Here is a 26,142-nt window from a genome sequence, read left to right on the forward strand (position 1 = left end):
ACAGAATATTTATCTCTTGAGATGAAGCAAGATTTAATACAACTGCAATAATTGTACTGAAATATCATTACGACTAGATTGGCTGTAATTCACATGCCATAACAAGGAACTTCCATCATGAGTAAACCCGATTCAACAAGTAAAATGACCACACTAGTTCAAGAACTTGCTCACATCAAAGACGAGCTGGCCTTACAGGCACATTTGATGAGTATGGAAATTAAAGATTCCTGGCATGATCTGGAACATAAAATAAACATCCTGGAAAACAAATGGAGTCGTTCATTACAGGAAGTCGCCAAACAAGTTGGTAAATCAGAAGAACATTTCTTTGTAGGCAACGACGAGGAAATTGCAGCTCTACTGGAAGAATTTAAAGATTTGAAAGAGCGACATAAAAGCAACGATCGCGAAGATAAGAAGTGAATTAAAAAAGCATTCTTTACTTTTCTAACCCACAAACAAAAAAGGTTCCACTAATGGAACCTCTTTCATACTAAGCACTCATTGAATATTACGAACCAAATGAGTGCCCTAAAGAAGATAGCTTGCGAGCACCTCTGTCGATCTCAATCGCTTCTCTTTCAACAGATTCGGCCTGACGCAGGTTTTCCTGAGACACACTATTGATATTGTGTACGTTCTTGCCAATCTCTTGAGAAACCGAGCTTTGTTGCTCTGCCGCAGTAGAAATTTGCGTGGTTAAATCTGCAATATCAGAAATAGCCGCATACACTTTGGAAACCAGTTTTTGCGTAGCCTGAGTATCTTCTACACACTCGTCAGCCGCAACCTTTCCACGATGCATGGTTTGAGACCACTGCAACAAGGTTTGCTGAATTTCATTAATAGATTTTTGAATCTGCTCAGTGGCATCATGAGTTCTGGACGACAATGCGCGTACTTCATCGGCAACAACAGAGAAACCTCGACCATGTTCACCCGCACGAGCAGCCTCAATTGCCGCATTCAACGCTAACAGGTTGGTTTGATCAGCAATGCCTTGAATTTCCTGCATAACAGTACCGATACGTTCCGCTTCTTCTGCTAATTCAGCAGCAGCAGATGCCGATTTTGCAACTTCACTCGCCAAACTCACCACTTTACCCATGGTTTGATCCATAGCGCTAGTTGCAGTGTCACAATCTGAATGAGCCTGACGAGCTTTCTCAGATGTATCTGTTGTGCTTCTGGCAACATCTTCAATTGTACATACCATCTCTTCAATAGATGTCGCTACCTGATGTAATTCATGCGCTTCATCTTCAACACCTTTTTTCGCCCTATGAGCAGCTTCTCTCAAATTCTTGGCGCCAGCATATAAGCCATCGGTACTATCAATGACTCGACCAATAATGGTTTTAACCTTGCCTTTTTGCAGGTGCAGATGGAAATTAGGAATGCTATGGGAATTGGTTCCACAATAAATAAATCTTGAAACACTATCGTAATCATTACGCAGTTCTTCATTAAATGATGGGGCAGAAACCAGTTCTTGATAATAAATAGCAAATGGAAGAATTGGAGAGAGCAACAAAGGCCACCATCCACCAGTAACTATTGCAAGTGCCACTAATGCGATGCTCAATAGGGCAAAAACACCATGTCTTACAGAAGGTTGCGTCCATTTACTAACCAACGCACGACCACTGTTAACCGCTTTATAAGCTTCGCCAGCACGCTGTTTGATGTTGTTGTCCAATCGACTTCTAACTGATTGATACCCAACAACTTTACCGTCTTCATAAACAGGGGTTACAAATGCATCAACCCAGTAATATCGACCATCTTTGCAGCGATTTTTTACAGCGCCACGCCAAGGTTCGCCCGCTTTACATTTGTCCCATAAATCTTTAAATGCCTCTTTGGGCATATCAGGATGTCTTACAATGTTGTGATTCTTGCCTAACAATTCATCACGTTCGTAGCCAGCAACTTTACAAAAAGTATCATTTGCATATGTGATTATACCGCGTAAATCAGTGGTCGAGACTAATTCAACATCAGACCCAAATTCCACTTCTTCATTAACCACACTTTGATTTCGTCTACTCATATTATTTTTACCAGAAACTGTTAACGCTTTTTTTAGATCTATTGGTCAAAATCCAAACTCATTGCATTGCTATTTACAGCAATAACTCAGCAACAATTCAGGTGTAAGCCATCTCAACAAAGGCACCTATTTTTCACATAGTTACCTTAAGAATCAACCTATTTATCACAATTGCCAAGTGACTGTTTAATTTACTCGTTCCATCCATTACACCTGCTCCACCGATCAATCACTTTCCCTTGTTTAACGATCTCATAATACTCATATGCAGCAGCGGTCATACAGGCATGATTAGGCAATATTCGAACCAGACTTCCTATAGGAAAACGCTCAAATAACGAGTCATCCGACACACTCACAATGCCATGCTCCTGATTAACATCCTCGACAATCAGAGACTCTTGTATAACCTGACCTTGCAGATTGCACACCAATCCATATCCATAATCAACATTTTGCCCTGCGGTTCCCCTATCTTTCGATAGCGCAAGCCCGCCGGCATCCAGAAAGATTTTTCCTGTTCGACGATTATGTCCAATCACGGCGCTCAAAACACTCAAGGCGATATCATTCAACGAACAAACGCCCAAACCATATTGAAAAAGGTCATAAAAAACAAATACACCAGGTCGAATTTCAGTTACTTCTTCAAAATTCTCAGATACCACCATAGTCGGCGTAGAGCCAACACTTACAGTGTCACACTTGATCCCTGCTTCTCTGAGACGATGTGCAGCCAGGACACAACCCTCTCGCTCAAGATCAGCCAGGTTTTTAATGCAGTCGAGACTATGACAATTGTAAGAACTGCCACAGTGCGTCATCACACCACAAAATTCGATATTTTGCGCAGAATCTAAAAGTTGCCCCATCGGCAATAAGTCTTCAGAATCAGGCGCGATTCCTGTTCTATGCCCGTCGGTGTCAATTTCAATCAAACATTGAATCTGAAAATCCCACGCTTGTTGAGCATTACTCCAATCGACAAGCTGTTGCGCCACTACCATATCATTAACGATAACCTTAAGGCTAATACCCCGAGCATATAATCTTGCTACACGTTCAAATTTTCGTGGTTCCAGACAGACGGCATACAGGATATCTTTATAGCCTCCCGCCGCAAAATACTCGGCTTCTTGTAAGGTTGAGACGGTAATACCAGAGTGAGACGAATCGCAGAGCATCGCTGCAATATCTAAAGATTTAGCGGTTTTAAGGTGAGCGCGTAATGACACACCAAAACGGTTGGCTTTCGCTTTCATCACAGCAATATTGTGTTGTAGTCGTTCGTGCTCAACCAGCAAAGAAGGTGTGGGTAAATTTTCAATCAGTGCCATTCGTTTAACCTGTTTTTCCAGCCCGCTGGTTACACATATTTCAACGCTTCACGTTTACTTAATCCCGATAATTGAGCTTCATGCTGATTCACAAACATGCTTACCCAATCAGGATTTGTTTTCGCTAATTCCCTCAGTACCCAACCAATTGCTTTCTGAATAAAAAATTCTTTTTCATGCATCAAGGCAGTTATGCTATCGGCAAGTAATTGTAAATTTGTATCTTTTTTATGTTTCAACTGTGCCAATAAAGCGGCTCTTCTGACCCAAAAACTGGAATGCTCCCGCCATGTGATTAAGAAAGATTCCAATTCAGGATGCTTCAACACCAAATCACCAACCAGCTTGGTCGCAATCCAATCAAGAGTATCCCAATTATTCGCGGTCTCAATTAAATACTCATACAAAGGCATAGCCTCAGGGGTTCTAAATTGCCTGAACCTTTCTGCCACCTCCAACGCCTGATACATTTCTTCGCGGTGCGGACTTTGCCACAACTGGAGGATAATAGTTTGATACTCGTCAAATGAGGAAAGTGGATGTTGCTTTTTTATCTCTGATATTTGCTTTTTGCGCTCAGCAGCTTGTACACCATAAAACGGTTGTGAAGTTTTCATGTAAGCTTGCATTTGGACTGCTTTACCAGGATCAGCAGACTGCTCAAGCCTGGCTTTTACCAACTTGACAAAAGGATGAAGGTCGTCGAATTCAGTCTGCACTTTCATTTTGGTAATAAGCTCAAACTGAAAAAATCACTCAATTCCGGTTTCCACAGGATAATCTCCTGTTCCCCATTCAGACCATGATCCATCGTAAACCGCAAGCTCAGAAAATCCGGCTTCTGTAGCTGCCAAAGCTAAGATACAAGCCGTTACACCCGAACCACAACTGAAGATAATTGAATCATTCGGAGTTAGTTCTAATGCCAAAAATCGATCATGTAGTTCACTGACAGGAAGCATGTGACCATCAGACTGCAAACTGGTGTAAGGCATGCTCTTGGATCCGGGAATATGGCCCGATTTCACATGAGGTCTGGGATCGGCATCTTCACCAGAAAAGCGAGCCGCAGAGCGCGCATCAAGAATAACCGAATGAGACTGTTCCAAATTAGACAGCACAGCCTCTACAGACACTATTTTCTCAGGCTGGTGCTGGCTTTCAAACGTCCCATCATGAGAATGTTCTGAAATGGCTGAAACTTCGCCACCAGCAGCTATCCACGCAGGAAGACCACCGTTCAGAACATATACATTGTCATGTCCCATCACTTTAAACATCCACCAGGCTCTGGGCGATGAATAAACGCCCATGTTGTCGTAAACAACAATAGTGCTGTCGTTATTCACACCCAGTTTACGAACCTCTCGCTCAAAACATTCAGCCTTGGGCATGGTATTGGGCAAAGCACTTTCCAGATCACAAATCACATTCTCGAAATCAAAACGCTTTGCGCCCGGAATTGCCTGTTCACCTACAGTATTACTCTTACCCGGCAAGGGCTTCTCCATACTGGCATCCAAAACAATAAGATTGTCATCGTCAAGGTGCTGCAATAGCCAGTCGGCTGATACTAAGTGTTTGAAGTCACGCATAAATATTTGGGCAAGTCGCGGTGAGAAAAAAGTGGAATAACTATAATGAGATTTAAAAGAAAGTGAATAGCCGTTTTACTTCAAAATGTTATTAGTTTTCGTTAACAAAAGTGTCAATACAATACGTTTAGTAAACCATGCCGAATGAACGAATTTCTGAACCAGTGACGTTATAGCCACCAATTAATTGTAAGTCAGTCCCATCCCTTAACTTGTGTCTATACCGCCTTAACCGTTATTGCAGCTTGCAAGGGGGTTTCACTCAATCCATTAATGGAATAGTTATAAGTGCGAGTTTCATTTGCCAACGGGAATAATTTCCCGACTGCGCCCAAGCTAATACGATCCCCCTTTTGCAGACTCTTACCATGACGTTTCAACTCGTTAACCAGCCATAAGACTGCATTAAAAGGATGATCCATGAGATTCTTAACCGGGGCAGCCTGGATCATTTTTCCTGTACTATCCGTAAACTCTGTTGTGGCTTGTGCAAGCTTGTCCAAAAACGCCTGGGTTGGCTCAACTTTGATCCCGTCACCAAGCACCATTTTGGTTGCCGCTACGTTTAATGCGACCAATTGGTGGCTATCGAAAGGTTTATTAAATGGAAATTGAATTGTTGGCATTTCGATAAATGCAAAGATCATATCAAGGCTTTTGGCAACATCCATTAAGCTTGTGGCAGACATAATAGATTCATCTTTCACTGTCACCATCAAATCAGGCTCGATCATGGGTCGAAAACCAAAGTTAGCACTTATTTCACTATGGTTTTGCAAAAACATGCCTTCCATCAGCACGCCAAAAGCTGGTCCGGAAATGCCAAATTTTTCTTGTCCAGCTTTCCCTGTAAAGCCTATTTTGTATCCAACTATCTTGCCTTCTTCCTTACCCAAATGCTGACTTAACATTTGTACATATTTTCCCTGTATACAGTAGGCATCATCCAAGCTCTCAATTTCATCAAGATTACCAACAGGCTTGTCGGGGAAATGGCTCACCAGATGTTCGATCTCATTATCTTTAAGGCAATTAGCAAAAGCAGAGGAGGAAAGCAAAAGGATGCTCAAGGATACAAAAATGAAGCTCAATCTGGCCATAATAGAAAGTCGTCCTGTGATAAATGCGCTTATCCTACTATGATAGACGTCAAATAGGCCAATCGTTTGGCTTATTTTTTATACAAGTCTGATTATTAAAAATGGAAAAAATAAAAAATATACTGATTTGGGAGACATAAAAATCGCTGAAATAGCTATTTCAAAACCTATTCCTGGGTCAATTCTACTTATGTAGAATTCTGGTCATGCAGCTTAGGAAATTCGGCTTATAAAAACAAAAAGCCGCAATCTCAAAAAAACGAAACTGCGGTTAACATAGTGCCATAACATAGGTGTGCCGTAAGGCGAAATAAGCTCAAAATTAACGTACAAGCTTACGCCTTGTAATGTCTTCTACGTTAGAGGCTTATTGGATAGATGAGCGAACTTAATATTATTTCGGTTAATTTCTGTTAATTTGGATTAACCCACATACAAGGAGCACCTTTCTGGCAGCTAGCCCTTGTACTAATCACATTAGTTCAACTCACCTCAAAACGATTAAGCTTGTTTCTTTAGCATATCGAACATTATGTCTTTTAAATACAGACGCTTCTTTTTCAGGTCTTCAAGATACATGTCAGAAGTATTTTCAGTGCCATTTTCAATTCGGTGGATCTCGTGATCGATCTCATCATATTCGTTATGCAAACGATGAAAGTGATTATCGCTCATTTTCAATTCATGAATTTTGTCTTTATATTCAGGTAATTCGTTAGCGAGGCTGTGGTTGGAAACGGGCATGATTGCCTCCTTAGTGGTTCATAATTTCAGTTAAAATAAGCAAAGAGTCAGAGTGTGCTTTAGAGCCTGAATTTATGCTCTCTAATAATAATGCTACACGCTGATTAAAAGGTTATTCCAAACTATCTGCGCCTAGTGTATCCAACCTGATTTGCCAATATTTTGATTTAGGTCATTAAATTCATCCTGAATTGAATGTTCGCAAACGATAACTAAAAAATACTCCTGCTCTCTTTACCCGAAAGTTTTTATCCAGCTGATTTTGCTTTTTCCAACTTCACAATTTCGGCGGTTTCTTCTTTCAATACGGTTGCAGCATCCACACCTTTAAAGAGTTTCGCCACCACTTCTTTATTCTTCGACAACATGACCGATAATTGCTCCATCAATTTTTCGTCCAAATCAATTCCTTTCGCTTGTATATACTCAGCCAGGTTATCAGCCACTTCCAGCATCTTGTCGTATTTGTCAGCTTCTTTCTTATCTGTAGTGACCAACTTCTCAACCCCTTTATGCTCAACCACATACTTTGTAATAATAGCCATCGTCTATACTCCCGAATAAATTTGTTAAACAACTTAACACACACTGTTTATTTGTACAGTTATTTTTTATATGCCTTACTACCATACAACGGGACTGTTGATATTGAGTTTTTAAAACTCCCCGTCGTCTCTTTAGTTGAATAGGCCAAATAAATGATAGTTTGATTCTCTTTATCAAAAGTACGTCGAACTTTCAGTGATTTAAAAAGAATAGACTTTGAATCACGAAATACATGTTTTGGTTCTTCCAAATTCACCATCTGCTGTAAATTTTCCGGCAATTCACCTGTTTGACGACAAGCTATGGCCATGTTCGATGGGTCACTCAATGATAAATGCGCTTTTACCGAAGAAATATGACAAGTGATCCCTGGAATTTGAGGGTCATTAAACGAATCAACATCAATCGTTGTGGCGCTGAACAACCCGGTGCTAACAGAGTCAGAATCGGTACACGCTGCCAATCCCAATAACACAGACAAAACCATCACATATTTTTTAAACATCTCATTACCCCACTCAGAGACAACATCTCAGATAAAACAAAACTTAGAATACCTTTGAATTCACACCAATATACATTACTAAAGGCTATAACAGCATGGCGCAGTTATGAACCCTTCTATACAAAATATCAGCTAAATTTTTACGTTTCGGCAATTAAGGTATTATCCTGCTGTTGACTTAAAATTATTTAGCTGCCTCAATAGACTGGGTTAGGCTTTGAACATGCCAATTGGCAAATTGAATACAGGACAAGATCTCATCTCATTTAAGGTGATGCTTTTCAGCTATAGCCTTGAATTGAGAATAGAGAGAACACAAAAATAGTATGGCAACAATCAAAGAAGTTTCAGAATTAGCCGAGGTATCTCTGGCAACAGTATCTCGTGTGATTAACAACACTGCTCAAGTTAAACCTCACACTCGTATTCGTGTTGAAGAGGCAATGAAAAAACTGGGGTATCGTCCCAATTTTATCGCTCAATCCCTAGCGTCTAACAAGAGCAATACTGTTGGCTATGTGGTTCCTGAATTACACGGCTCTTTCTTTGGTTCCATGCTATCAGGTTCTGAGCACATCTTGCGTAAGTCATCAAAACACTTATTCATTTCTGCCGGTCACAGTAATCAGCAAGATGAGATAAACGCCATTGATTCTTTACGCGACCGACGTTGTGACGCTTTGATATTACACCTCGAAGCAATTGAAGACGACTACTTGATTGAATTGGCTAAATCAGGTGTTAAATTTATTCTGGTTAACCGCCATATTGATGCTATTCCTCAGCATTGCATCGGTATTAATAATGTTCATGGCGGATATATTGCCACTAAAGCACTTATTGATCAGGGTCATACAAATATCGGCTACATATCTGGTTCACTCTGGAAAGTGGATGCTGAGGAGCGTTTACAAGGACATAAAAAAGCACTACAAGAAGCCGGTATCCCATTTAATGCTGATTGGTTAAAGGAAGGGGATTTCCAAGCCGCATCCGGCTATGAACTCGCCAGTATTCTATTAGACAATCATCCAACACTCACCGCACTGGCTTGCGCCAATGATGAAATGGCTTATGGCGCTTGCAACGCAATTAGAGAACGAGGGTTGAGTATTCCCGAAGATATTTCAGTGATCGGTTTCGACGACATCGAATTTTCAGCGTTTACCTATCCTCGTTTAACCACGATTCATTATCCCACAAGAGAAATCGGCGAAATGGCGGCAAGATGGGTTTTGAAAAATGTCTATGGTCAAAATCACGAGGTTTCTACAGAGATTGTTTCACCTTATCTGGTAAAACGTGACAGCATTGCTTCTCCAACAGAAAAGTAATTTGCCAGCCAAAAGCGAAAATGAAAGGAATAAATCAAGAAGGGAAAATCGGGTGAAATTAGCAAGCATCTCTATTAACGAGTAATGCTTTCACAATCTCTGATACTGCACCGCGAGATGCTTGCTCCGTTGTTTTAGATTAATTTACTGACCGTTACCCAAAATATTCAGGTTATCAATAATATAGGTATCACTGCTAAATGAGTCAGGATCAATCAGAATGATGATAGTGCTGACCTGATTATCACCCGTACCAGCATCAATTCTATCGGCCATTCTAAAGCGCAAAGTCTGCCATCCATTCGCGTGTTCAATAAATGCTTCATATTTGCTGTGTCGTCCCGTTGGATAATTGCTCGGCGTTGCAGTGGCATTGTTCTCTAACTGAACCAAAATCTGCTTACCAATCAATGCCGGGTCAACATTATTAATATCCATGGTAAAAGCCTTGTCACCGGAAACAAAAGCACCTGCGTTGGCAATAGCCGAAGTGTCAGCAGCAATCACATCCCATTGAGCTGAGCTATTACGCGTATAAACCAGTTCACCATTGCTGACATTGAATGTTCCGTCATTGTAGGTATAAGTGACCGCCGAGCTACCGTTAAAATCATCTAATACCGTTTCTACCGGATGATTCGGCTCAATAAATACCGGAACCGTCAAACTATGGGTACCACAGCTATTGGTTACTGTTACCGAAACATCCCCAGCCGTTGCACTGGCATAATCAACCGTTATGCTGTTACCTTGCCCCGACTTGGTAGCTCCAGCTGGAACCGACCAGGAATAAGTGCTTCCTGTACCGTTTTCGTCAATCACTTTATAGGTAGCCACCTCACCCGGTGCGACAATATGCGGCCCGTCAATAGAAGGCTGGCCTAAGTCGTAAACACGGACATAATCCACTTCCATTGCCACCGGAAAAATCGAGTCATCAGGCGTTCCGCCCCAATTGCCACCAACAGCAACATTCAACAAGAAATGATACTGATAATCTTCAAATGTCCACCAGGCAGGGTTTGCCATATCAGCCGGTGATTTTTTCGAATACAAAACGTCATCCAGATACCAGCGGATTTCGTTAGGCGTCCACTCCACCGCATAAGTATGGAAAGCATCAGACCATAAATCAGGCTGACTTAAGATGTGTCCACCCGAAAAAGAATTATTCGGCCAGGCTTCGCCGAAATGAATAGTGCCATGAGCCAGCATAGACGCTTGCCCGGTTGATTCCATAATGTCGATCTCGCCACTCATTGGCCAACCCTGATCCGGATCGGTTGGTAACATCCAGAACGCAGGCCAAAGCCCCTGCCCTGCCGGAATTTTAATACGAGCTTCAAAGCGTCCATTTGTCCACTGTCCACCATTCGGCATATTAGCGGTACGTAAACGAGCCGAAGTGTAACCTTTGCTTCTTACTCGCTCTTTTTTTGCTGTAATGCTTAATACGCCATTGCTAACAGTGGCATTTTGAGCCTTGTACCATTGCAACTCATTGTTACCCCAGCCACATAGCCCAATGTCGCAACCATCACCAATTTGTGCTTCCCATTTGGTGGTATCTAATTGAGTTCCGTTAAATTCATCACTCCAAACCAAGGTTTGACACTGTGCGGCATAGGCTGTTGTAGTTGTAAATGCCAATGCAGCCGTTAATGCACTGATGATTGCTGTGCCCTTCAACACTTGTTGTTTTTTCATAGCAGCTCTCCGATTTTTTTGTCATTGATAAATGATTTTTAAAAATCAAAGCTCCTTGATTTTGTTATGGCTTCCGGTAATTCACTCATTTATCACTTTTATAATATTCATAGACTTCAACAATAAATGTAAACGCTTTCATTTTCACTGGCAATTTTACGAAAACAACATGTTTGAATAAAAATAATTAAATCAGACAGGAATGAGAAAAACGAATACGGTAATAATAATAGCCATATATCGATCAAAATGTAAACGCTTTCAGCAGGGAATGTTAACAACTTGAAAAAAGCCGGAATATTGTGAACATGGAATCAACGAAAACGGCCTTTGAGAAAACAATTAAATCGCTTTGTGTATCAACTCCATTTTCTTGCTGTCCAATGCATAAGGCTTCATCACAAAAGCCACAGCAAAAAATGCGATCGCCGGGATAACCGTAAACGAAAAAAGAATGCCATGTTGAGTTAACAAGCTCTGTTCTACATCGGCTTGATAGCCATAGAAAGCTAATAACCAACTGGCGATAGCGCCACCAAAAGCCAGCCCAAGCTTAATAAAAAATACAATTGTAGAGTAAACAACGCCAGTTAAACGATGACCGGTTTTCCAATGACCATAATCCACCACATCCGCCATTTTTGCCCACAACAAAGGCGTTGCCATTTGCAGGAAGAAGCCCCAAAGCACATGGCAAATAAAGGCAAGAATCAACATATTATCTTGCACAAAATAGCTAGCAGCACTGACAACACCAGCAATAATCTGCAAGCTTCGATACAGTTTAATCTTGCAGATTCGCTTCGCCATCCAGGCGGAACAGGCACAACCAAGAATATTGCCTATCATTCCCAAAGTAATAAACGCAGTAATCAGATCTTCACGATGCAGGTAATATTTCACGTAATACACAGCCAAGGTATTACGTATCACCATACCGGTAAGCAATACCAGAGAAGCCAAACACAGTATTCGCCACTGCTCATTTTGCCACAGTAACGTTAAGTCCTGTTTCAAGTGTGTCTTTGGTTGCTCTGCATGAGTCACCCGTTCTTTGGTTCCCCAAAAGCAAACAAAAAACATCAACACACCAGCAGCACTCATCACCATCATGGTTAACTGATATCCTTTGGCTTTGTCGCCCTGCCCAAACCACTCCACCAACGGCAAGGTAAAAGCAGACACCAACAGCCCGCCCAGCATACCAAACACAAAACGATAAGATTGTACGCTAACACGCTCTTCCAGCTCTTTGGTAAGCACGCCTCCCAAAGCGGAATAGGGAATATTAATGGCGGTGTAGGCAATCATCAGCAAGCCATAGGTCGCAAAGGCGTAGATGATCTTGCCATTATCTGACAGATCCGGTGTAGTAAAAGCCAAAACACTGATCAAGCCAAAAGGCACGGCCAGCCAGAGTAGATAAGGACGAAACTGCCCATGAACACTGCGAGTACGATCAGCCAAAGCCCCCATTAAAGGATCGGTCACCGCATCAAGAATACGAATAGAAAGGAATAAAATACCAACAAGCGCGGGTGATAAACCAAAAATATCCGTGTAAAAATAGGCCAAAAACATCATCACCGTCTGAAATACGATGTTACTGGCAGTGTCTCCCAACCCGTACGCTATTTTTTCTTTGGCTTTTAACATGATGAATTAACATTTTCTGGACATCAGCATATCTCTGTACGCCTTCCCACTTAGCTTTAAAGTACGCTGCTGAGTCTCATAGTTAACATGAACGATTCCAAATCGCTTTTTATAACCTTCCGCCCATTCAAAATTGTCCAACAGGCTCCAGGCAAAATACCCTTGTACATCAACGCCTTGCTTTATTGCCGCTTCCAAAGCAAGAAGGTGCTGTTGAATATATCGCACTCGTTCAACATCGTTCACTTCCCCCTGTTGAACTTCATCAACCATTGCCGCGCCGTTTTCAGTGATCATAAGCGGCGGCAGTGAATATCGATGATGTAACTGCAATAAGACATCGGTTAAGCCTTGAGGGTAAATCTCCCACCCCATATCGGTCAATGGGTTTGGCTTATCAGAAATTGCTGCGAACCCGGAAACAGGGTCATGCTGATAAATTTCACGAGAATAATAGTTAATACCGATGAAATCATTCTGCTGTGCAATCAGCGCTAAATCCCCGTCTTTAATCGGCGATTGATCAGCGGGAAATTGAGCTAATACTGATTCAGGGTATTTTCCTTGCAATACCGGCTGGAAAAACCACTGGTTCAGGCTTTCATCTGCCAACATGGCAGCCTTGACGTCTTGCTCAGCATCACTTGCAGGGTACGCAGGTGTGATATTCAGCACAATGCCATTTAAGGTATCGGGTGAATTTTGCTTAAGAACCTGTAACCCCAACCCATGAGCCAGCAACAAATGATGCCCAGCCAGCTTACCATTTTCACTGCCAACAATCCCGGGCGCATGTATGCCAATTTCATAGCCAAGATAGGCACTGCAAAATGGTTCATTAAAGGTGACATAAGAATAAACTCGCTTACCAAAAACCTGAGTGATTTTATGAACATAGTCTTGAAAGCGGTATGCGGTATCGCGGTTTAGCCAGCCGCCCTTGTCTTCCAGATGTTGCGGCAAATCCCAATGATAAAGAGTAACAAATGGCTTAATCCCTAACGTATTTAACTCATCCAGCAAGTTCAGATAAAAATCCACGCCTTCCTGACGCAAATTCCCTGCCGCATCCATCACGCGAGGCCAGGAAATAGAAAAACGATAAGCATCCACTCCCAGTGATTGCAACAACGCCAAATCCTCACGCCAACGATGGAAGTGATCACAAGCAAGATCACCATTGGAGCCATCGGCTATCGCCCCTTCACGTTGGCAAAAACGATCCCATATGCATTCTTCTCGATGAGCAACACCGCCTTCTATCTGGAAAGACGCGGTCGCCGTTCCAAAGCAAAAATCGGGATGCAGTAAAGGAGAATGCGCAGGAATTTGAATATCCGTCATGATGTACCGGTTCTCTATTTCATTCTTTAAACAGGTTCGAACGTCTTCGATCTTTAGCAATCAAGCAGCAATTAAGAAGCTAACAATCGGTTAACAATCGGCTTAAAGGCAATGACCAAAATGAACTAACGTTAAAGTTATCATATAAAACCAAAAATGTAAGCGTTTTCATCTGAGGATTTATTTGTTAAAGTTTGGTTAACTTAGGCGAATGACAGGCAAATATAACTACCTTTTAAACTCAATTATTCAATGTCTTCAGCAAGATTGAGAATGAAGGTTAAGGTGAAGCTTCCCTGCTCATACAAACATTGGGCTTACTCGCTATTAACATTCACAAGGGCGAGCAAGACACAGGCGAATTCAAATAGTGACCCCAGGGTCTTATCGAGAGGAATCACGACATGGCGAATATCAGTGGTGCAAATATTCAAGCTCCCCAATCAGCCGAAAATGACGATACGGGCATGAGCAGTCGCTACGCTTTGATATCACTCACATCATTATTTTTTATGTGGGGCTTCATTACTGCAATGAACGATATCCTTATTCCCCACCTTAAAGGCGTATTTGAACTGAACTACACGCAAGCCATGCTGGTGCAGTTTTGCTTTTTCAGCGCATATTTTCTGATTTCCGTCCCTGCCGGACGATTAGTCGAAAAAATGGGCTACCAAAACGGCATTGTCATCGGGTTACTCGGAGCTGCCGCTGGCTGCATACTGTTTATTCCATCAGCCAAGCTGGAAACCTATTGGATGTTTCTGGCAGCACTTTTCGTACTCGCTTCAGGTATAACAATTCTGCAAGTAGCCGCGAATCCGCTGGTAGCTCTAATCGGTAAGCCCAAAACCGCATCCAGTCGCCTTAATCTAACCCAGGCATTTAACTCACTAGGAACCACTATTGCCCCGATTATTGGCGGATTACTGATATTTGGTGCGGTTGAATCAAGCAATTCTGCCTCTGCTGATAGTGTCATCATTCCCTACATGGCATTAGCCGGCATTCTGGTACTGCTAGCCTTCTTTTTCCGCTCCATTCCTTTGCCCCAAATTCGTCACACCGAACAGAAAGAGAGCGCGACTGACACAGGCTCACTCTGGCAGCATCGTCATCTGGTACTGGGCACCGTTGGTATTTTTGTTTACGTAGGAGCTGAGGTCTCTGTAGGCAGCTTTCTTATTAGCTTTCTGGGTGAAGATCACATCGCAGGATTAAGCGAAGCACAAGCTGCACATTATGTCGCTTACTTTTGGGGCGGTGCGATGGTGGGTCGCTTTATTGGCGCTTTTGTTATGCAATACATAGCAGCAAATAAACTACTCGCCATTAACAGCCTTGTCGCAATACTACTGCTCTCTGTCGCAATTACAGGAAAAGGCAGCGTTGCCATGTTGTCTTTACTTGCTCTTGGGTTATGCAACTCCATCATGTTCCCCACCATTTTCACACTGGCAATTGCCAAGCTTGGCGTTCAGACCAGCCGAGGCTCGGGCTTATTGTGCCTTGCCATTGTTGGCGGAGCGATTGTGCCTGTTATGCAAGGAATGCTGGCTGACACCATCAGCATTCAAACCTCACTGATATTACCGTTGTTGTGCTACCTGTTTATCGCTTTTTATGGTTTCAAGGGTTATCGCACATCCCTTTAAATATGTAGGAGTTTCACATTCATGTTTTTGAAATCCAAAGCCCGAGCACTCAAGCTAACTGTTAGTCTATCGCTAGCTGTTTCCCTGACAGGATGCGGCACAATAACAAGCGTTCAGCCCAAACTCAGTGCGGATCAGTCCCTAACCGGTTTACAGCCTAAACGGTGGCCGAAAATTCAATCGGCTATTGCAACAGACACCGCGGTTGAAAAGCGAGTACGAAAGCTATTAAACAACATGACCCTGGAACAAAAAGTCGCTCAGGTCATCCAGCCAGAAATACGCTCCATTACTGTTGAAGACATGCGTAAATACGGTTTTGGCTCTTACCTCAATGGTGGCGGGGCTTATCCAGACGACAACAAGCATGCGACTCCCGAAGACTGGGTGAAATTGGCAGAAGCCATGTATCAAGCATCCATTGATGACTCTCTCGACGGCTCAAGCATTCCTACCATGTGGGGTACAGATGCCGTTCACGGGCATAATAATGTGATTGGCGCAACCTTATTCCCGCACAATATTGGATTAGGCGCGGCTCGCAATCCAGCACTCATTGAAGCCATTGCTCAAGCCACTGCAAAAGAAGTGCTGGCAACCGGTATTGACTGGATTTTCGCGCCAACCGTTGCCACGGCTCAAGATGACCGATGGGGACGCACCTACGAAAGCTACTCGGAATCCCCTGATGTAGTGCGAGACTACGCAGCAGCCATAGTAAAAGGCTTACAAGGTTCACCTGAACAAGGGTTTTTCCGTGATCACCACGTTATTTCCACAGTGAAACACTTCATTGGTGATGGCGGCACAGTCAAAGGCGATGACCAGGGAGACAACATCAGCAGCGAAGCAGATCTAATCAAATACCATGCCCAAGGCTATGTGGGAGGGCTTACTGCGGGTGCTCAAACGGTGATGGCATCATTCAATAGCTGGCATGGCAATAAAATCCACGGCGATCAATACCTGCTCACCGACGTACTAAAAAATCGCATGGGCTTTGATGGTCTGGTTGTGGGCGATTGGAATGGGCATGGACAAATTCCCGGCTGTAGCAACGGCAATTGCCCGCAAGCCATGAATGCAGGGCTCGATATTTACATGACCCCCAATGCCGATTGGAAAGACCTGTACCATAATTTAATCGAACAAGTAAAAAGCGGGGCGATTTCACGTTCTCGTCTGGACGATGCCGTTACCAGAATATTACGTGTAAAAATCCGCGCGGGACTGTTTGATAAAGCTTCCCCTGCAAACCGAACCTATGCAGGAAATACTGAGGTTATCGGCTCAGCAGAGCACAGAGCAATCGCTCGACAAGCCGTAAGAGAATCACTGGTTTTACTGAAAAACAATCACAACATATTGCCTCTGGATCCGCATCAACACGTTTTGATCGCAGGAGATGCCGCTGACAATATCGGCAAGCAATCCGGGGGTTGGACGATTACCTGGCAAGGCACAGGTAACCAGAATAGTGACTTCCCCGGTGCAACCTCCATCTACTCAGGATTAAAACAGAAAATTGAAGCCAATGGCGGTTCTGTCACACTCTCCGAAAACGGCGAATTCACCCACAAACCCGATGCAGCCATCGTGGTATTTGGCGAAGAGCCCTATGCAGAAGGCAATGGCGATATTGATAACCTTGAGTATCAACGCGGCAACAAACGCGATTTACAGCTCCTGAAAAAGCTCAAAGCGCTTGATATTCCAGTGGTATCCGTTTTTATCAGCGGCCGTCCAATGTGGGTTAACCCAGAAATTAATGCCTCCAACGCTTTTGTTGCTGCCTGGCTACCAGGTTCAGAAGGACAAGGCATTGCCGATGTCATCATCGCCAACAGCAATGGCACAACAAGTTATCCCTTTACAGGAAAACTCCCATTTTCATGGCCTGCCACTCCATTTCAAGTTCCCAATACACAAGACAAAACACGTGATAACGCTCCCTTGTTCCCCTACGGATATGGGCTTAACTACACTACAACCACGGCCTTCATCGCCCAGCTAGAGGAAACCTCAAACACCCAAACCTCAGCATCGCTAGATGAACGCGAATTGTTTGTGGGTACGGTGAAAAAGCCTTGGCATGTTGCGGGGGGAGTGGTTAATCAATTACAACCAATGCAAAGCAGTGTGCTACAAAACGAAGCGATTCATATTCAAACCATGGACAGACGCGTTCAGGAAGACTCACTGAAAATTCAATGGCATGGCAAGCAAACCGCAGAATTTGGCTTGTATTCACCCTTCCCCGATGACTTGTTAAGTTATCAGGAAGCCAACGCCAGCTTACAGTTTGACTATCAACTGCACTCAACCACCGCAGGCGATATGCAACTGAAAGTACAATGCATAGCTCCACACAACGGTAATAACTGTAACAACAGCATTGCCATCGCCGAAGCGTTACAGCAACAAGCCCAACCCGGCTCATGGTCGATCATGAGCGTTGCTCTATCCTGCTTTGCCAACCAGCAAGTGACATTTAACAAAGTCATGTCACCTTTCATTCTGAGCAACAGCCAGCCAGTGGAAATATCCATTTCTGACGTAAAACTGGTTCCCCAATCAGGTGAACAAGCGATTGTTCAATGTAAGTAAGAGCAATGTCGGTAGTAGAAAAATAAACAAGAGTAAAAAGCAAAGGAATGCACAACTCATGCAAACAAAATCTGTGGCTGTATATCTTATTCTAAGCAGCCACACTTCTTAATGGTTGCCTTCAATGACTATTGATTAATACAATTCCCCCATCAATATGTACCAAAATATACACAAAAAAAACTTCAACCAAAAAAACAACAAAGCCAAAATAATTGAACGACGCGCACACATAGGTTAATTTAAAATCCATTAATAATTATCTGAGTGTAAATGCATGGCCTCATTATCATTCTTAGAAGTTAACTTTATACAAGATAAACCAACTAAAGAAGATTTAACCGCTGAGCTCTGCGGTTTTGCAGAGAACCTGCACGAACTCATTACATCTGAAGCTAAATCGCAAAACCCCGCTTTTCACTCAATATTGATTTCAGGGGACTGGGGAAGCGGCAAAACCAGTGTACTACGACGCCTTGAATCTCTTTTATCTCAGGAACAAGACGGCACAGATAATTCTGAAATAGTCCCTATATTTTTTGAAGCATGGAAACATGAGTCAGAATCAAACCTTATGACTTCGCTATTGTGGACATTAGTGCATCATTCTAAACATTGGCAAGATATTGCCAATGAAAACAGTGACATTGCTGAAACCTTCAAAACCTCCTACAGATACACTATTCAGTTACTTACAAAACGTGTAACCGGCTCGAACTTAAAAGATGTTCATGAAAATGCAGATTACCTGCAACATCTTCAATTACAGGCTGAAACCAGTCCTAATTTGCCGCCCAAAACAGATACCCATCGCTTTCAAATTGCCTTTAAGCAACTGATATCAAAACTATTCGACAACAAAAACATCGTTATCATCGTAGACGATCTGGATAGATGTTCACCTGAATCAGCCATGTTGCTATTGGACAACATGCGCATTCTAATGAATGCCGTCGACGATAATTCGCCTCAAGCATCGTTGGGTTCCACAGAAGCAAACGAGAAACTACCCGGCACTAAATGCACATTCATTGTTGCAATGGACAAAACGGTACTAAAGCAAGCCATCAATCATAAGTTTTCAGCCTTATCAAGCTATGACAGCCATCGATACTTGGAAAAGCTATTTCCACTATCCCTCAATATTCCAGTTACAGCACCTCAAATTGCTGAGACAACAGTTGGCGAACACCAGGCCGGGATAGATAAAATATTCAGTAAACCCTATTTCAAAAACCATCGCCTCTATCTTCGATGCATCAATCAGGCAAAGGTTTTCGATTTTTTTTCCAAAGACAAAAAACAAAACTATTCAGAACCAGTCTCTCAATTAAGCTTACTGGATATAGAGTGGTTAGCCGCGGTTAACCGCTGGCCTCAATTAAGAGCTCTTCTTGATAGTAAAGATGAATACTTTTGGCAAAAAGTACAAGAGCATATAACCAATGATGTAAGAAAAACACCTAACCCAGAAATTCTGGAACTATTGAAACAACCCGGACTGAGAGAATTTCTCACCGATAGTAGTGTACTCGGCAATATCCATAATGAAACCAGTCTGCAAGAGCGCTTTGCCAGATATGAGGCAACCTTGGAAAAAATGAAATTGATAGGGCTATGAATAATGTCAGAGCTGAATACTCATCAACCTAGTGACAATATTCATCAACCAAGTCACTATGTGATCAATCAAATTGAAGAAAAAATAAAGAAGGAACTTACAAAAGTTATTATAGAGAAATGGCCAGAAGCAAAGATACATTCTCAATTTCATAAGATAGATTACAGAGCCAGTTTGGGTGCCTATATTTGCCTGGAAGACTTCCACGATATAGTACAAAACGTAGATCCTGAAAGTGATGTTCATCATGCAGAGCATGAAATTAAAGAACTATTCCGCAGCCTGTGTGAAAAGCAAAATAAAGCTACGGAATACCTGATTGAGCAAGACAAACAGCATACTTCTCAACTAATTCATAACGATTTCACATTTCTGCTCAGAGTGAGAAACAATGGTATCAATGATTTTGTCACGCAAACCTATGCCATCCAATCTCATCCACCACATATCACTCTACAAGCACTAACAACCAGTACAACCATACAATTTGACGCACAGCAGTTTATAAGAATCCACCCCGATTTTGACGAAAAAAACATCCCAGTAACCATTAAAGTATTGTTAAAACACCCTACAACAAATGAAATACTAGGTACTTGGAATCTTTATCTAGAAACCTCCTTTGAACGAATCCAACATTCAACAATCCCGTTATTTTTAGAATTTATAAAAGGACAAACTGAAGCTATAAAGAAATTAGCAGACATGTATGCAACCTGGAGAGAATCCAGGCGCACAGAACTGCAAAAGCAGCACCTTTTTAAATTGGGCTCACTCTACACTCCACCCAAAGGGAAATTTGAGCCTCAAAGCAATCAACTAATACAGCAACTTCCAACGCTAAAAGATGCAATTAGGACTACATTACAGTTCATTGGTCAATATCTGCAATGCAGGCATATTTTATTAGTTGAAGTGATTGGTGATAAAAAATGGTTGTCACTCTGCACCTGGAGCAGCGCACCGCCCCCCAAGTCAGAGCAATGGGAAAACCGCTGCAAGATATTCAAACAAAACCTGCAAGAGATGGAGCGTGAAACCCATACCCTAACACAATTATTACTTGAGGAACCGAAAGACATATCGAACAAAGACGATATTAAGCAATCAATTCGAAATTTCGTGGAACAGGATTTATTCGTGAAACTCAAAAATGGAACATTGCAACATGATGAAAATTGGAACATTCGATGTGTGAGTGAATTTCAGAATATCAATGAGGCATTTCATGCCCCTCCGGTATCCTCAACCTGGTATCTGGTACTTGTTGACAAGCAAAGTGAATTTCATAAAAAAGCGAAAATTCATCGCTGGGGACTACAAGAAAACAATCAAATACTAGAAGCCATTAAGCAAGAAACCAAGAAAATCATAGAAACGATTTCAAGTCAGTTTCAGTTCTATTTAAACAACTTCAAAGGAAGGTGTAAGCAAGAGATATGGTTGCAGCAGCACCAAATTAGTGAAGGTAGAGGGTTCGATCTGAATTCATTAAACATGCTAAAGGGCATTGAAGCTTTTATAGGATCGATTATTGAGTACGACAGTTTACGATTTTTACTCCCTACATATTATTACCGTAATTTAAGTCATGAAATGAAGTCTCAAAGAAACATTTTTGAATACAAGAAAAAACACTTAACTGAGTATTCACATCATTCTCTCGTATTAAGCAACAAAGAATGTGATTTTAGTGATTTGATATTGATAACGACCAAATCACATTCAGAAGCATTACTTCCTATTCACTACCATAGCTCATCAAGTACAACACTAGAAAAAAATTACGATGCTAGCTTTTCAAGCAGATGGATCATTAAACTTACAACACAAAGGAGTGAAGGATTCAGTTGCTTATACCTGTTTATGTTACAGGTTATTTTGGGTCAAATTGCCAAACTCCGTTCAACCTTGCTAGCTCAGCATCTTCAAAACGAGGCTAATCAAATATTTTCTAGTGAACAGCAATTAATGTATACGTTTAACAAAATCCCTAAAAACAGTCATATTAGTAGCCATACAAATACACCAGAAAATGAACTTGCGAAAATCATCGCAACCGTAATTAAAGAAAAGTTTCTGCAACCCTACTTAGGTATTAAACCCTTTATTGTGCTAATGACCCAGAATCATAATGGGCATCTTATCCACAGTATGACAGAGCAAAAAACGAACAAAAGTTTTGGCCTAGATGAAGATAACACATATCAAACGTTAAGGGCTTCTGCGAAATCAATTAAAAAGGAAATGGATATCAGCCAATGTATTGAGTTTTCACCTAAAAGTGAGGTTCTTGCAAAAGCCACCAACCGTTTTAAGCCCGGGAGATGGGTATACACAGTAAAGATAGATCTACTATCAGGCTCTTCTTATACCGGACTATTACTCTTCTTTGGCCATAACAATCAACCATTTAGCCAATGGGAAAAGGAATCCATCAGCGCGCTTTGCAGAAGTGCATCTTCACTACTGACCGTTTCCTGTGTTAACTACACAAACCGTTCACTCATGGGTATCTTTGCCCATTCGATTAATAGTGCGGTACAAGGCCTACAATCCAATAGCAAAATGGCTGTTGAGCTTGCAATGGATAATCTGACATTGGGTAACCAGTCAATAAATGAACGTGAAATAAAACTATTAAAAAAACTCAAAGGAAATATTAGCCACGATGCCGAACAAGTACGTACTTGGCAAAATACAATAACCCTTTTTGAGGGTAATGTAGCCCCCATACTTACCAAGCAACATAATCTCATTAATGACTTGGAGCAATGGGTGACTCGCTATCAAGATTGGGCACACAATAAAGGCATCTTTCTGGTGACTGATTTTCCAGTAAAAAGTGTTCTCATTACTTACGACAAAAAACTAATGGACATTGCCTTTTCCAACGTTCTGGACAACGCCATAAAATACACACTTAGCTATCATTCTGTTCGGATATCAATAAGTATTGAAGAGGCTTATGTCAATATCAAAGTGACCAACACTGGCCCTTATATTAGCCCATCTACCATCGAAAAAATAACCAATTTTGGTCAGCGAGGCTTACATGCGGTAGAAAAACTGGTTCATGGTCAGGGCGTTGGCTTACATCTGGTGCAGAGTATTGTTAAAGCTCATCCCTACGGAAAACTTATTATACATTCCGTTAAAAACACACATAACCAGATTGAAGCTGAAACCTCTTTCACAATACAGTTTAGAGATTACCAAAGAGACCATTTGGAAATTAAATTATGAATACAGATACGCCTCCATCAAATAAAATTCTTTGGATGGATGATGAACCGCATAAATTCATCTATGAAGTATACTCAATAGAAAAACAAAAAAATTCTATGGGTGAAAACTATCAAGTTATAATGGTTAGCTCAGTAGAAGAAGCAATTAAACAATTAAATCAAGAAAAATTTGCGGCAATTATTTTTGACCAACAAATATCCCAAAGCACTAAAAAACTTGACAGTAACCAAATCTCTTATACTGGTGCATTTACAACTCATTATACGAGAAATAAAAATAATATTTATAATCTCAAAATTTCGGAATTCTCACTTTTTATTGAGGATTTTTCATCTGAAATAAAAGCTAAAACATCAAGAAATTTGGAGCACAACAGTAAGGTACCCATCGCCATAGTTACTGCAATTTCCAACCCGGACACAAAAAAGAGCATATTAAGTACAAAGAAAATTGGAGATAACACAACCAAACTAAGCTGGATAGAAAAACCCATTGATGAAATTGCATTAATAAAGTTTATTGAGAGCTTGTAATATGGATACAGAGAAAAACTTCCTAGACTACCTAGTAGAAAATATTGGAAAAAATATACTTTCCCATGATGAAAGTCAGCCCATAGAACTATTTTTAGAAAAAACCATTAATGCATCACTATTCCAATCTGGCATACCAGCAAAAACCGAATCAAAAAATATCAATTATGAGTTCACCCACTTATTTAACCAAAAAGAAAAACATCAAAAACCATTAGAAAAACAAACTCTATATATAGAACCATCCACAATAAAGCTCATAGAAAACACAAAGCATTATTCCCTTACTGTTTTCGTAAAATTTAGTTTAAAAAAAGATATTAAAGAAAAAGAAATTGAGACTCTTAATTTCAACACCGAAATAAGAAAAAGTATCGTTGGATACATATTATTTAGAAAAAAAACTGAAATCATTACGGAATATTTTCAGAGCTTAAATTTACGTCTATTATTTACCGGCCACTGGACCCGAGATTATGTAAACAACTTAGTCAAAAGAGCACTAGCAATCAAAGAGTTAAAAATTGATGAAAGAACTCATGCCGATGCAATTAATCCAATTATTCTAGCATGCTGGCAACAATGGACGCTGAGAAAAGACGACTCCATGGCATCAAACATAAAGCGTCTTTTAAGCGCCATTATTTTAAACAATGAAAAGCCAAACAATAAAAACTTTAAAATAGGAATAAAACTAGACAGCATTCAATTGCACAATTTTGTAATATCAACACTTATTGAAACCAGAGAACGCTTAAATAAAATAGAGAACACGAAAGAAAGCAAAATCAATTCAACACTAATAAAGACATTATTCCCACCCACGGAACCAGAAAAAAACAATAGTAAAAGCAATAACATATGCGCATTAAGCCTTTGTGTAATCATCAACAATCAAGATTCAAAAAACATAAAAAAAATAAAAAGCAACAAAGAATTCAAGCTATTTTTATTTAAAGCAATACATGCGAGCTTTGCCGAATATTTAACCCGACAAAACATGCTGAATTCCGAATCATCCCAAAGAAAAATGATAAGGCTGAACAGACCCAACCTTTACATTTGGCTAGTTTACTCTCTTTTATCAGTTGTCATTAATGAAAACGACGAAAAATCACTTAAAATTTTGAGTAATCAAATGCTCTTTGAAGATATTTGTTATCTGGTAGAGTCCACATCAAGATACTTACTATTTAGAAGTAATGATTATCTTTTTGAATCCTCACCAATATTAACTGCAAAAAAACTTTTGAGAATCATTAACAAACATGCTGAATTGGTTATCAATACAAAGCTCCCCTCTCGTTTAGTTCAACTATTACAAAATTCATTAAAACGAGAACATAAATTCAATAGATTAAAGGATTCTTCTCAGCACGTTCAACATTCAACGGATCTTTACTTACTGGGTGAATACCTCGCTAGCGAAGACTTTAAACTAACAAATGCAAGAAATAACAGGGAAATACTAGATGAGCCTTTGAAAAGAAGTTATGCATTAGCCTCGTTATTTCACGATATTGGTATGCTAAGGGAATATTCTGAGACGGAGTTTAAATGGCATACTTTTTCGTCAATAGACGAATATATTGATTATCTGACTAACATCAAGTTTGTATCAGCCAAAGAAGCTCTTGATATTAAGCAGTATGAACACTTCCCACATCAGGAACATGCGTTTACAAGTGCCGTGACATTGCATAAAGAAATATGTGAATACAATCGTCATCGCCCACAAAATATTAGTCAAGTATTGCAAATGAAAGATCCTGTGGAGGCTGCCGTTAAATCCGTTCTTTTTCACAGCATGTGTTATCTGCCCACAGAATCCTCCAAAAGCAATGATATCAATGTCCACTCTGCAATGCTGTTAGCGCTAACTGATGCAATCTACACCTGGCGCCCTTCCTCGACAACCATTGGACGACCGCGAAACTTGATCAGTGAAGGCTTTGGAGCAAGCATTCAATCGGATATAGCACGGTACGACGATAAACAACTCGAAATAATAAATGGCAATATTTTTTTAATTCGCGACTCAGTTGTTGGTCAGTCTATACAGTACACGTTAAAACTCATTCAGAGCTTTGGAAGACTGTCTTTTACAGATTTACAATGGCTCCCCATTGTATTGTTAGAAGTAGATGATAAAGATTGTCTACTACAAGAGCTCCATGAGATTAGACATACAATGTATCATGAAGTCTGTAGCGGCCTGGAACACTGGATAGAATTGCAAGAAAAATTTAGCAAAGCCTTGATTGAAGCTGTTCCCACAAGCTCACCAACAGCAGCAAACGATCCTGATAGCTCTGATAGCTCTAGTAGCCCTAGTAGCTCTGAGCAGAAATCGAGATTATCGGCAATTGTAGAGTCACTTATTCAGCCAGAAGTATTACAACAACTCAATATGACAGCCAAGTCCATCGCTGAAAAAACCTTGTATATAGAATCAGGAACCAAACCTTTAGGTAACTTTGATGTGACAAAATTTGTCGAGCTCCCCGAGATAAAGGAATATATACGCAATCAGTCACAGTTTTATTAAGGGTA

The 26,142-nt window shown here is 41.0% G+C and carries 19 protein-coding genes; 8 read left to right on the forward strand and 11 right to left on the reverse strand.

Translation table 11 applies throughout. The annotated features are described in order from the left end of the window. The first annotated feature begins 117 nt into the window (after positions 1 to 117). Entirely contained in the window at positions 118 to 426 is a 309-nt protein-coding gene (locus tag KIH87_RS13260) for a hypothetical protein (protein WP_232358343.1), read from the forward strand. An 88-nt stretch (positions 427 to 514) separates the two neighbouring features. Here KIH87_RS13260 and KIH87_RS13265 read toward each other — a convergent pair whose 3' ends face one another. The 8 genes from KIH87_RS13265 to KIH87_RS13300 form a co-directional block, all read right to left on the reverse strand. After that, entirely contained in the window at positions 515 to 2,056 is a 1,542-nt protein-coding gene (locus KIH87_RS13265; protein ID WP_232358344.1) for a methyl-accepting chemotaxis protein, read from the reverse strand. Positions 2,057 to 2,247: 191 nt separating this feature from the next. Continuing rightward, on the reverse strand, positions 2,248 to 3,393 hold the full coding sequence (locus tag KIH87_RS13270) for an alanine racemase (RefSeq protein WP_232358345.1): 1,146 nt from the start codon (positions 3,391 to 3,393) through the stop codon (positions 2,248 to 2,250). Positions 3,394 to 3,422: 29 nt separating this feature from the next. Next, positions 3,423 to 4,118, reverse strand: a complete 696-nt coding sequence (locus KIH87_RS13275; protein WP_232358346.1) for a DNA alkylation repair protein — start codon at positions 4,116 to 4,118, stop codon at positions 3,423 to 3,425. Positions 4,119 to 4,145: 27 nt separating this feature from the next. Further along, positions 4,146 to 4,988 carry a sulfurtransferase gene (locus tag KIH87_RS13280; RefSeq protein WP_232358347.1) on the reverse strand — a complete coding sequence of 281 codons (843 nt, stop codon included), beginning with the start codon at positions 4,986 to 4,988 and terminating at the stop codon, positions 4,146 to 4,148. A gap of 218 nt (positions 4,989 to 5,206) precedes the next feature. Beyond that, positions 5,207 to 6,088, reverse strand: a complete 882-nt coding sequence (locus tag KIH87_RS13285) for a 2-keto-4-pentenoate hydratase (RefSeq protein WP_232358348.1) — start codon at positions 6,086 to 6,088, stop codon at positions 5,207 to 5,209. A gap of 501 nt (positions 6,089 to 6,589) precedes the next feature. Further along, a complete protein-coding gene (locus KIH87_RS13290) occupies positions 6,590 to 6,832 on the reverse strand; it encodes a YdcH family protein (RefSeq protein WP_232358349.1) in 243 nt (80 codons plus the stop codon). A 248-nt stretch (positions 6,833 to 7,080) separates the two neighbouring features. Then, positions 7,081 to 7,377 carry a YebG family protein gene (locus tag KIH87_RS13295; RefSeq protein ID WP_232358350.1) on the reverse strand — a complete coding sequence of 99 codons (297 nt, stop codon included), beginning with the start codon at positions 7,375 to 7,377 and terminating at the stop codon, positions 7,081 to 7,083. A gap of 59 nt (positions 7,378 to 7,436) precedes the next feature. Further along, on the reverse strand, positions 7,437 to 7,883 hold the full coding sequence (locus KIH87_RS13300) for a CreA family protein (protein ID WP_232358351.1): 447 nt from the start codon (positions 7,881 to 7,883) through the stop codon (positions 7,437 to 7,439). Positions 7,884 to 8,209: 326 nt separating this feature from the next. On the opposite strand from KIH87_RS13300, the gene KIH87_RS13305 reads away from it, so the two are divergent. Further along, on the forward strand, positions 8,210 to 9,217 hold the full coding sequence (locus KIH87_RS13305) for a LacI family DNA-binding transcriptional regulator (protein WP_232358352.1): 1,008 nt from the start codon (positions 8,210 to 8,212) through the stop codon (positions 9,215 to 9,217). 144 nt (positions 9,218 to 9,361) lie between these two features. Here the strand turns inward: KIH87_RS13305 and KIH87_RS13310 are convergent, their stop codons facing one another. The 3 genes from KIH87_RS13310 to KIH87_RS13320 form a co-directional block, all read right to left on the reverse strand. Beyond that, complete coding sequence (locus KIH87_RS13310) at positions 9,362 to 10,924, reverse strand: family 16 glycosylhydrolase (protein ID WP_232358353.1); 1,563 nt, start codon at positions 10,922 to 10,924, stop codon at positions 9,362 to 9,364. 342 nt (positions 10,925 to 11,266) lie between these two features. Next, positions 11,267 to 12,580, reverse strand: coding sequence for a glycoside-pentoside-hexuronide (GPH):cation symporter (locus KIH87_RS13315; protein WP_232358354.1), 1,314 nt, complete (start codon positions 12,578 to 12,580; stop codon positions 11,267 to 11,269). A 6-nt stretch (positions 12,581 to 12,586) separates the two neighbouring features. Then, positions 12,587 to 13,924 (reverse strand): GH1 family beta-glucosidase, encoded by a 1,338-nt coding sequence (locus KIH87_RS13320; protein ID WP_232358355.1) that lies wholly within the window; start codon positions 13,922 to 13,924, stop codon positions 12,587 to 12,589. A 404-nt stretch (positions 13,925 to 14,328) separates the two neighbouring features. Here KIH87_RS13320 and KIH87_RS13325 point away from each other — a divergent pair, with 404 nt between their 5' ends. The 6 genes from KIH87_RS13325 (at position 14,329) to KIH87_RS13350 (ending at position 26,137) form a co-directional block, all read left to right on the forward strand. Continuing rightward, entirely contained in the window at positions 14,329 to 15,579 is a 1,251-nt protein-coding gene (locus KIH87_RS13325) for a sugar MFS transporter (RefSeq protein ID WP_408635747.1), read from the forward strand. Positions 15,580 to 15,600: 21 nt separating this feature from the next. Further along, positions 15,601 to 18,186 carry a glycoside hydrolase family 3 protein gene (locus tag KIH87_RS13330; RefSeq protein WP_232358356.1) on the forward strand — a complete coding sequence of 862 codons (2,586 nt, stop codon included), beginning with the start codon at positions 15,601 to 15,603 and terminating at the stop codon, positions 18,184 to 18,186. Positions 18,187 to 18,463: 277 nt separating this feature from the next. Beyond that, positions 18,464 to 19,807, forward strand: coding sequence for a KAP family P-loop NTPase fold protein (locus KIH87_RS13335; RefSeq protein WP_232358357.1), 1,344 nt, complete (start codon positions 18,464 to 18,466; stop codon positions 19,805 to 19,807). Between the two features lie 3 nt (positions 19,808 to 19,810). Then, positions 19,811 to 23,053 (forward strand): sensor histidine kinase, encoded by a 3,243-nt coding sequence (locus tag KIH87_RS13340; protein WP_232358358.1) that lies wholly within the window; start codon positions 19,811 to 19,813, stop codon positions 23,051 to 23,053. Further along, the gene (locus tag KIH87_RS13345; protein ID WP_232358359.1) at positions 23,050 to 23,589 is read left to right on the forward strand and encodes a response regulator; all 540 of its coding nucleotides are present in this window, start codon (positions 23,050 to 23,052) and stop codon (positions 23,587 to 23,589) included. Before KIH87_RS13340 ends, KIH87_RS13345 begins: the two co-directional genes overlap by 4 nt. A 1-nt stretch (position 23,590) precedes the next feature. Further along, positions 23,591 to 26,137 (forward strand): hypothetical protein, encoded by a 2,547-nt coding sequence (locus tag KIH87_RS13350; protein WP_232358360.1) that lies wholly within the window; start codon positions 23,591 to 23,593, stop codon positions 26,135 to 26,137. Positions 26,138 to 26,142 lie beyond the last annotated feature (5 nt).

Source organism: Paraneptunicella aestuarii, from assembly GCF_019900845.1.
GTDB classification, from domain to species: Bacteria; Pseudomonadota; Gammaproteobacteria; order Enterobacterales; family Alteromonadaceae; genus Paraneptunicella; species Paraneptunicella aestuarii.

Coding starts and splice junctions, on each gene's coding strand:
- KIH87_RS13290 (WP_232358349.1), bottom strand. CDS start 6,832: ATGCCCGTTTCCAACCACAGCCTCGCTAACGAATTACCTGAATATAAA.
- KIH87_RS13330 (WP_232358356.1), top strand. CDS start 15,601: ATGTTTTTGAAATCCAAAGCCCGAGCACTCAAGCTAACTGTTAGTCTA.
- KIH87_RS13260 (WP_232358343.1), top strand. CDS start 118: ATGAGTAAACCCGATTCAACAAGTAAAATGACCACACTAGTTCAAGAA.
- KIH87_RS13335 (WP_232358357.1), top strand. CDS start 18,464: ATGGCCTCATTATCATTCTTAGAAGTTAACTTTATACAAGATAAACCA.
- KIH87_RS13275 (WP_232358346.1), bottom strand. CDS start 4,118: ATGAAAGTGCAGACTGAATTCGACGACCTTCATCCTTTTGTCAAGTTG.
- KIH87_RS13305 (WP_232358352.1), top strand. CDS start 8,210: ATGGCAACAATCAAAGAAGTTTCAGAATTAGCCGAGGTATCTCTGGCA.
- KIH87_RS13325 (WP_408635747.1), top strand. CDS start 14,329: ATGGCGAATATCAGTGGTGCAAATATTCAAGCTCCCCAATCAGCCGAA.
- KIH87_RS13265 (WP_232358344.1), bottom strand. CDS start 2,056: ATGAGTAGACGAAATCAAAGTGTGGTTAATGAAGAAGTGGAATTTGGG.
- KIH87_RS13270 (WP_232358345.1), bottom strand. CDS start 3,393: ATGGCACTGATTGAAAATTTACCCACACCTTCTTTGCTGGTTGAGCAC.
- KIH87_RS13340 (WP_232358358.1), top strand. CDS start 19,811: ATGTCAGAGCTGAATACTCATCAACCTAGTGACAATATTCATCAACCA.
- KIH87_RS13285 (WP_232358348.1), bottom strand. CDS start 6,088: ATGGCCAGATTGAGCTTCATTTTTGTATCCTTGAGCATCCTTTTGCTT.
- KIH87_RS13280 (WP_232358347.1), bottom strand. CDS start 4,988: ATGCGTGACTTCAAACACTTAGTATCAGCCGACTGGCTATTGCAGCAC.
- KIH87_RS13345 (WP_232358359.1), top strand. CDS start 23,050: ATGAATACAGATACGCCTCCATCAAATAAAATTCTTTGGATGGATGAT.
- KIH87_RS13350 (WP_232358360.1), top strand. CDS start 23,591: ATGGATACAGAGAAAAACTTCCTAGACTACCTAGTAGAAAATATTGGA.
- KIH87_RS13315 (WP_232358354.1), bottom strand. CDS start 12,580: ATGTTAAAAGCCAAAGAAAAAATAGCGTACGGGTTGGGAGACACTGCC.
- KIH87_RS13295 (WP_232358350.1), bottom strand. CDS start 7,377: ATGGCTATTATTACAAAGTATGTGGTTGAGCATAAAGGGGTTGAGAAG.
- KIH87_RS13310 (WP_232358353.1), bottom strand. CDS start 10,924: ATGAAAAAACAACAAGTGTTGAAGGGCACAGCAATCATCAGTGCATTA.
- KIH87_RS13320 (WP_232358355.1), bottom strand. CDS start 13,924: ATGACGGATATTCAAATTCCTGCGCATTCTCCTTTACTGCATCCCGAT.
- KIH87_RS13300 (WP_232358351.1), bottom strand. CDS start 7,883: ATGTTTAAAAAATATGTGATGGTTTTGTCTGTGTTATTGGGATTGGCA.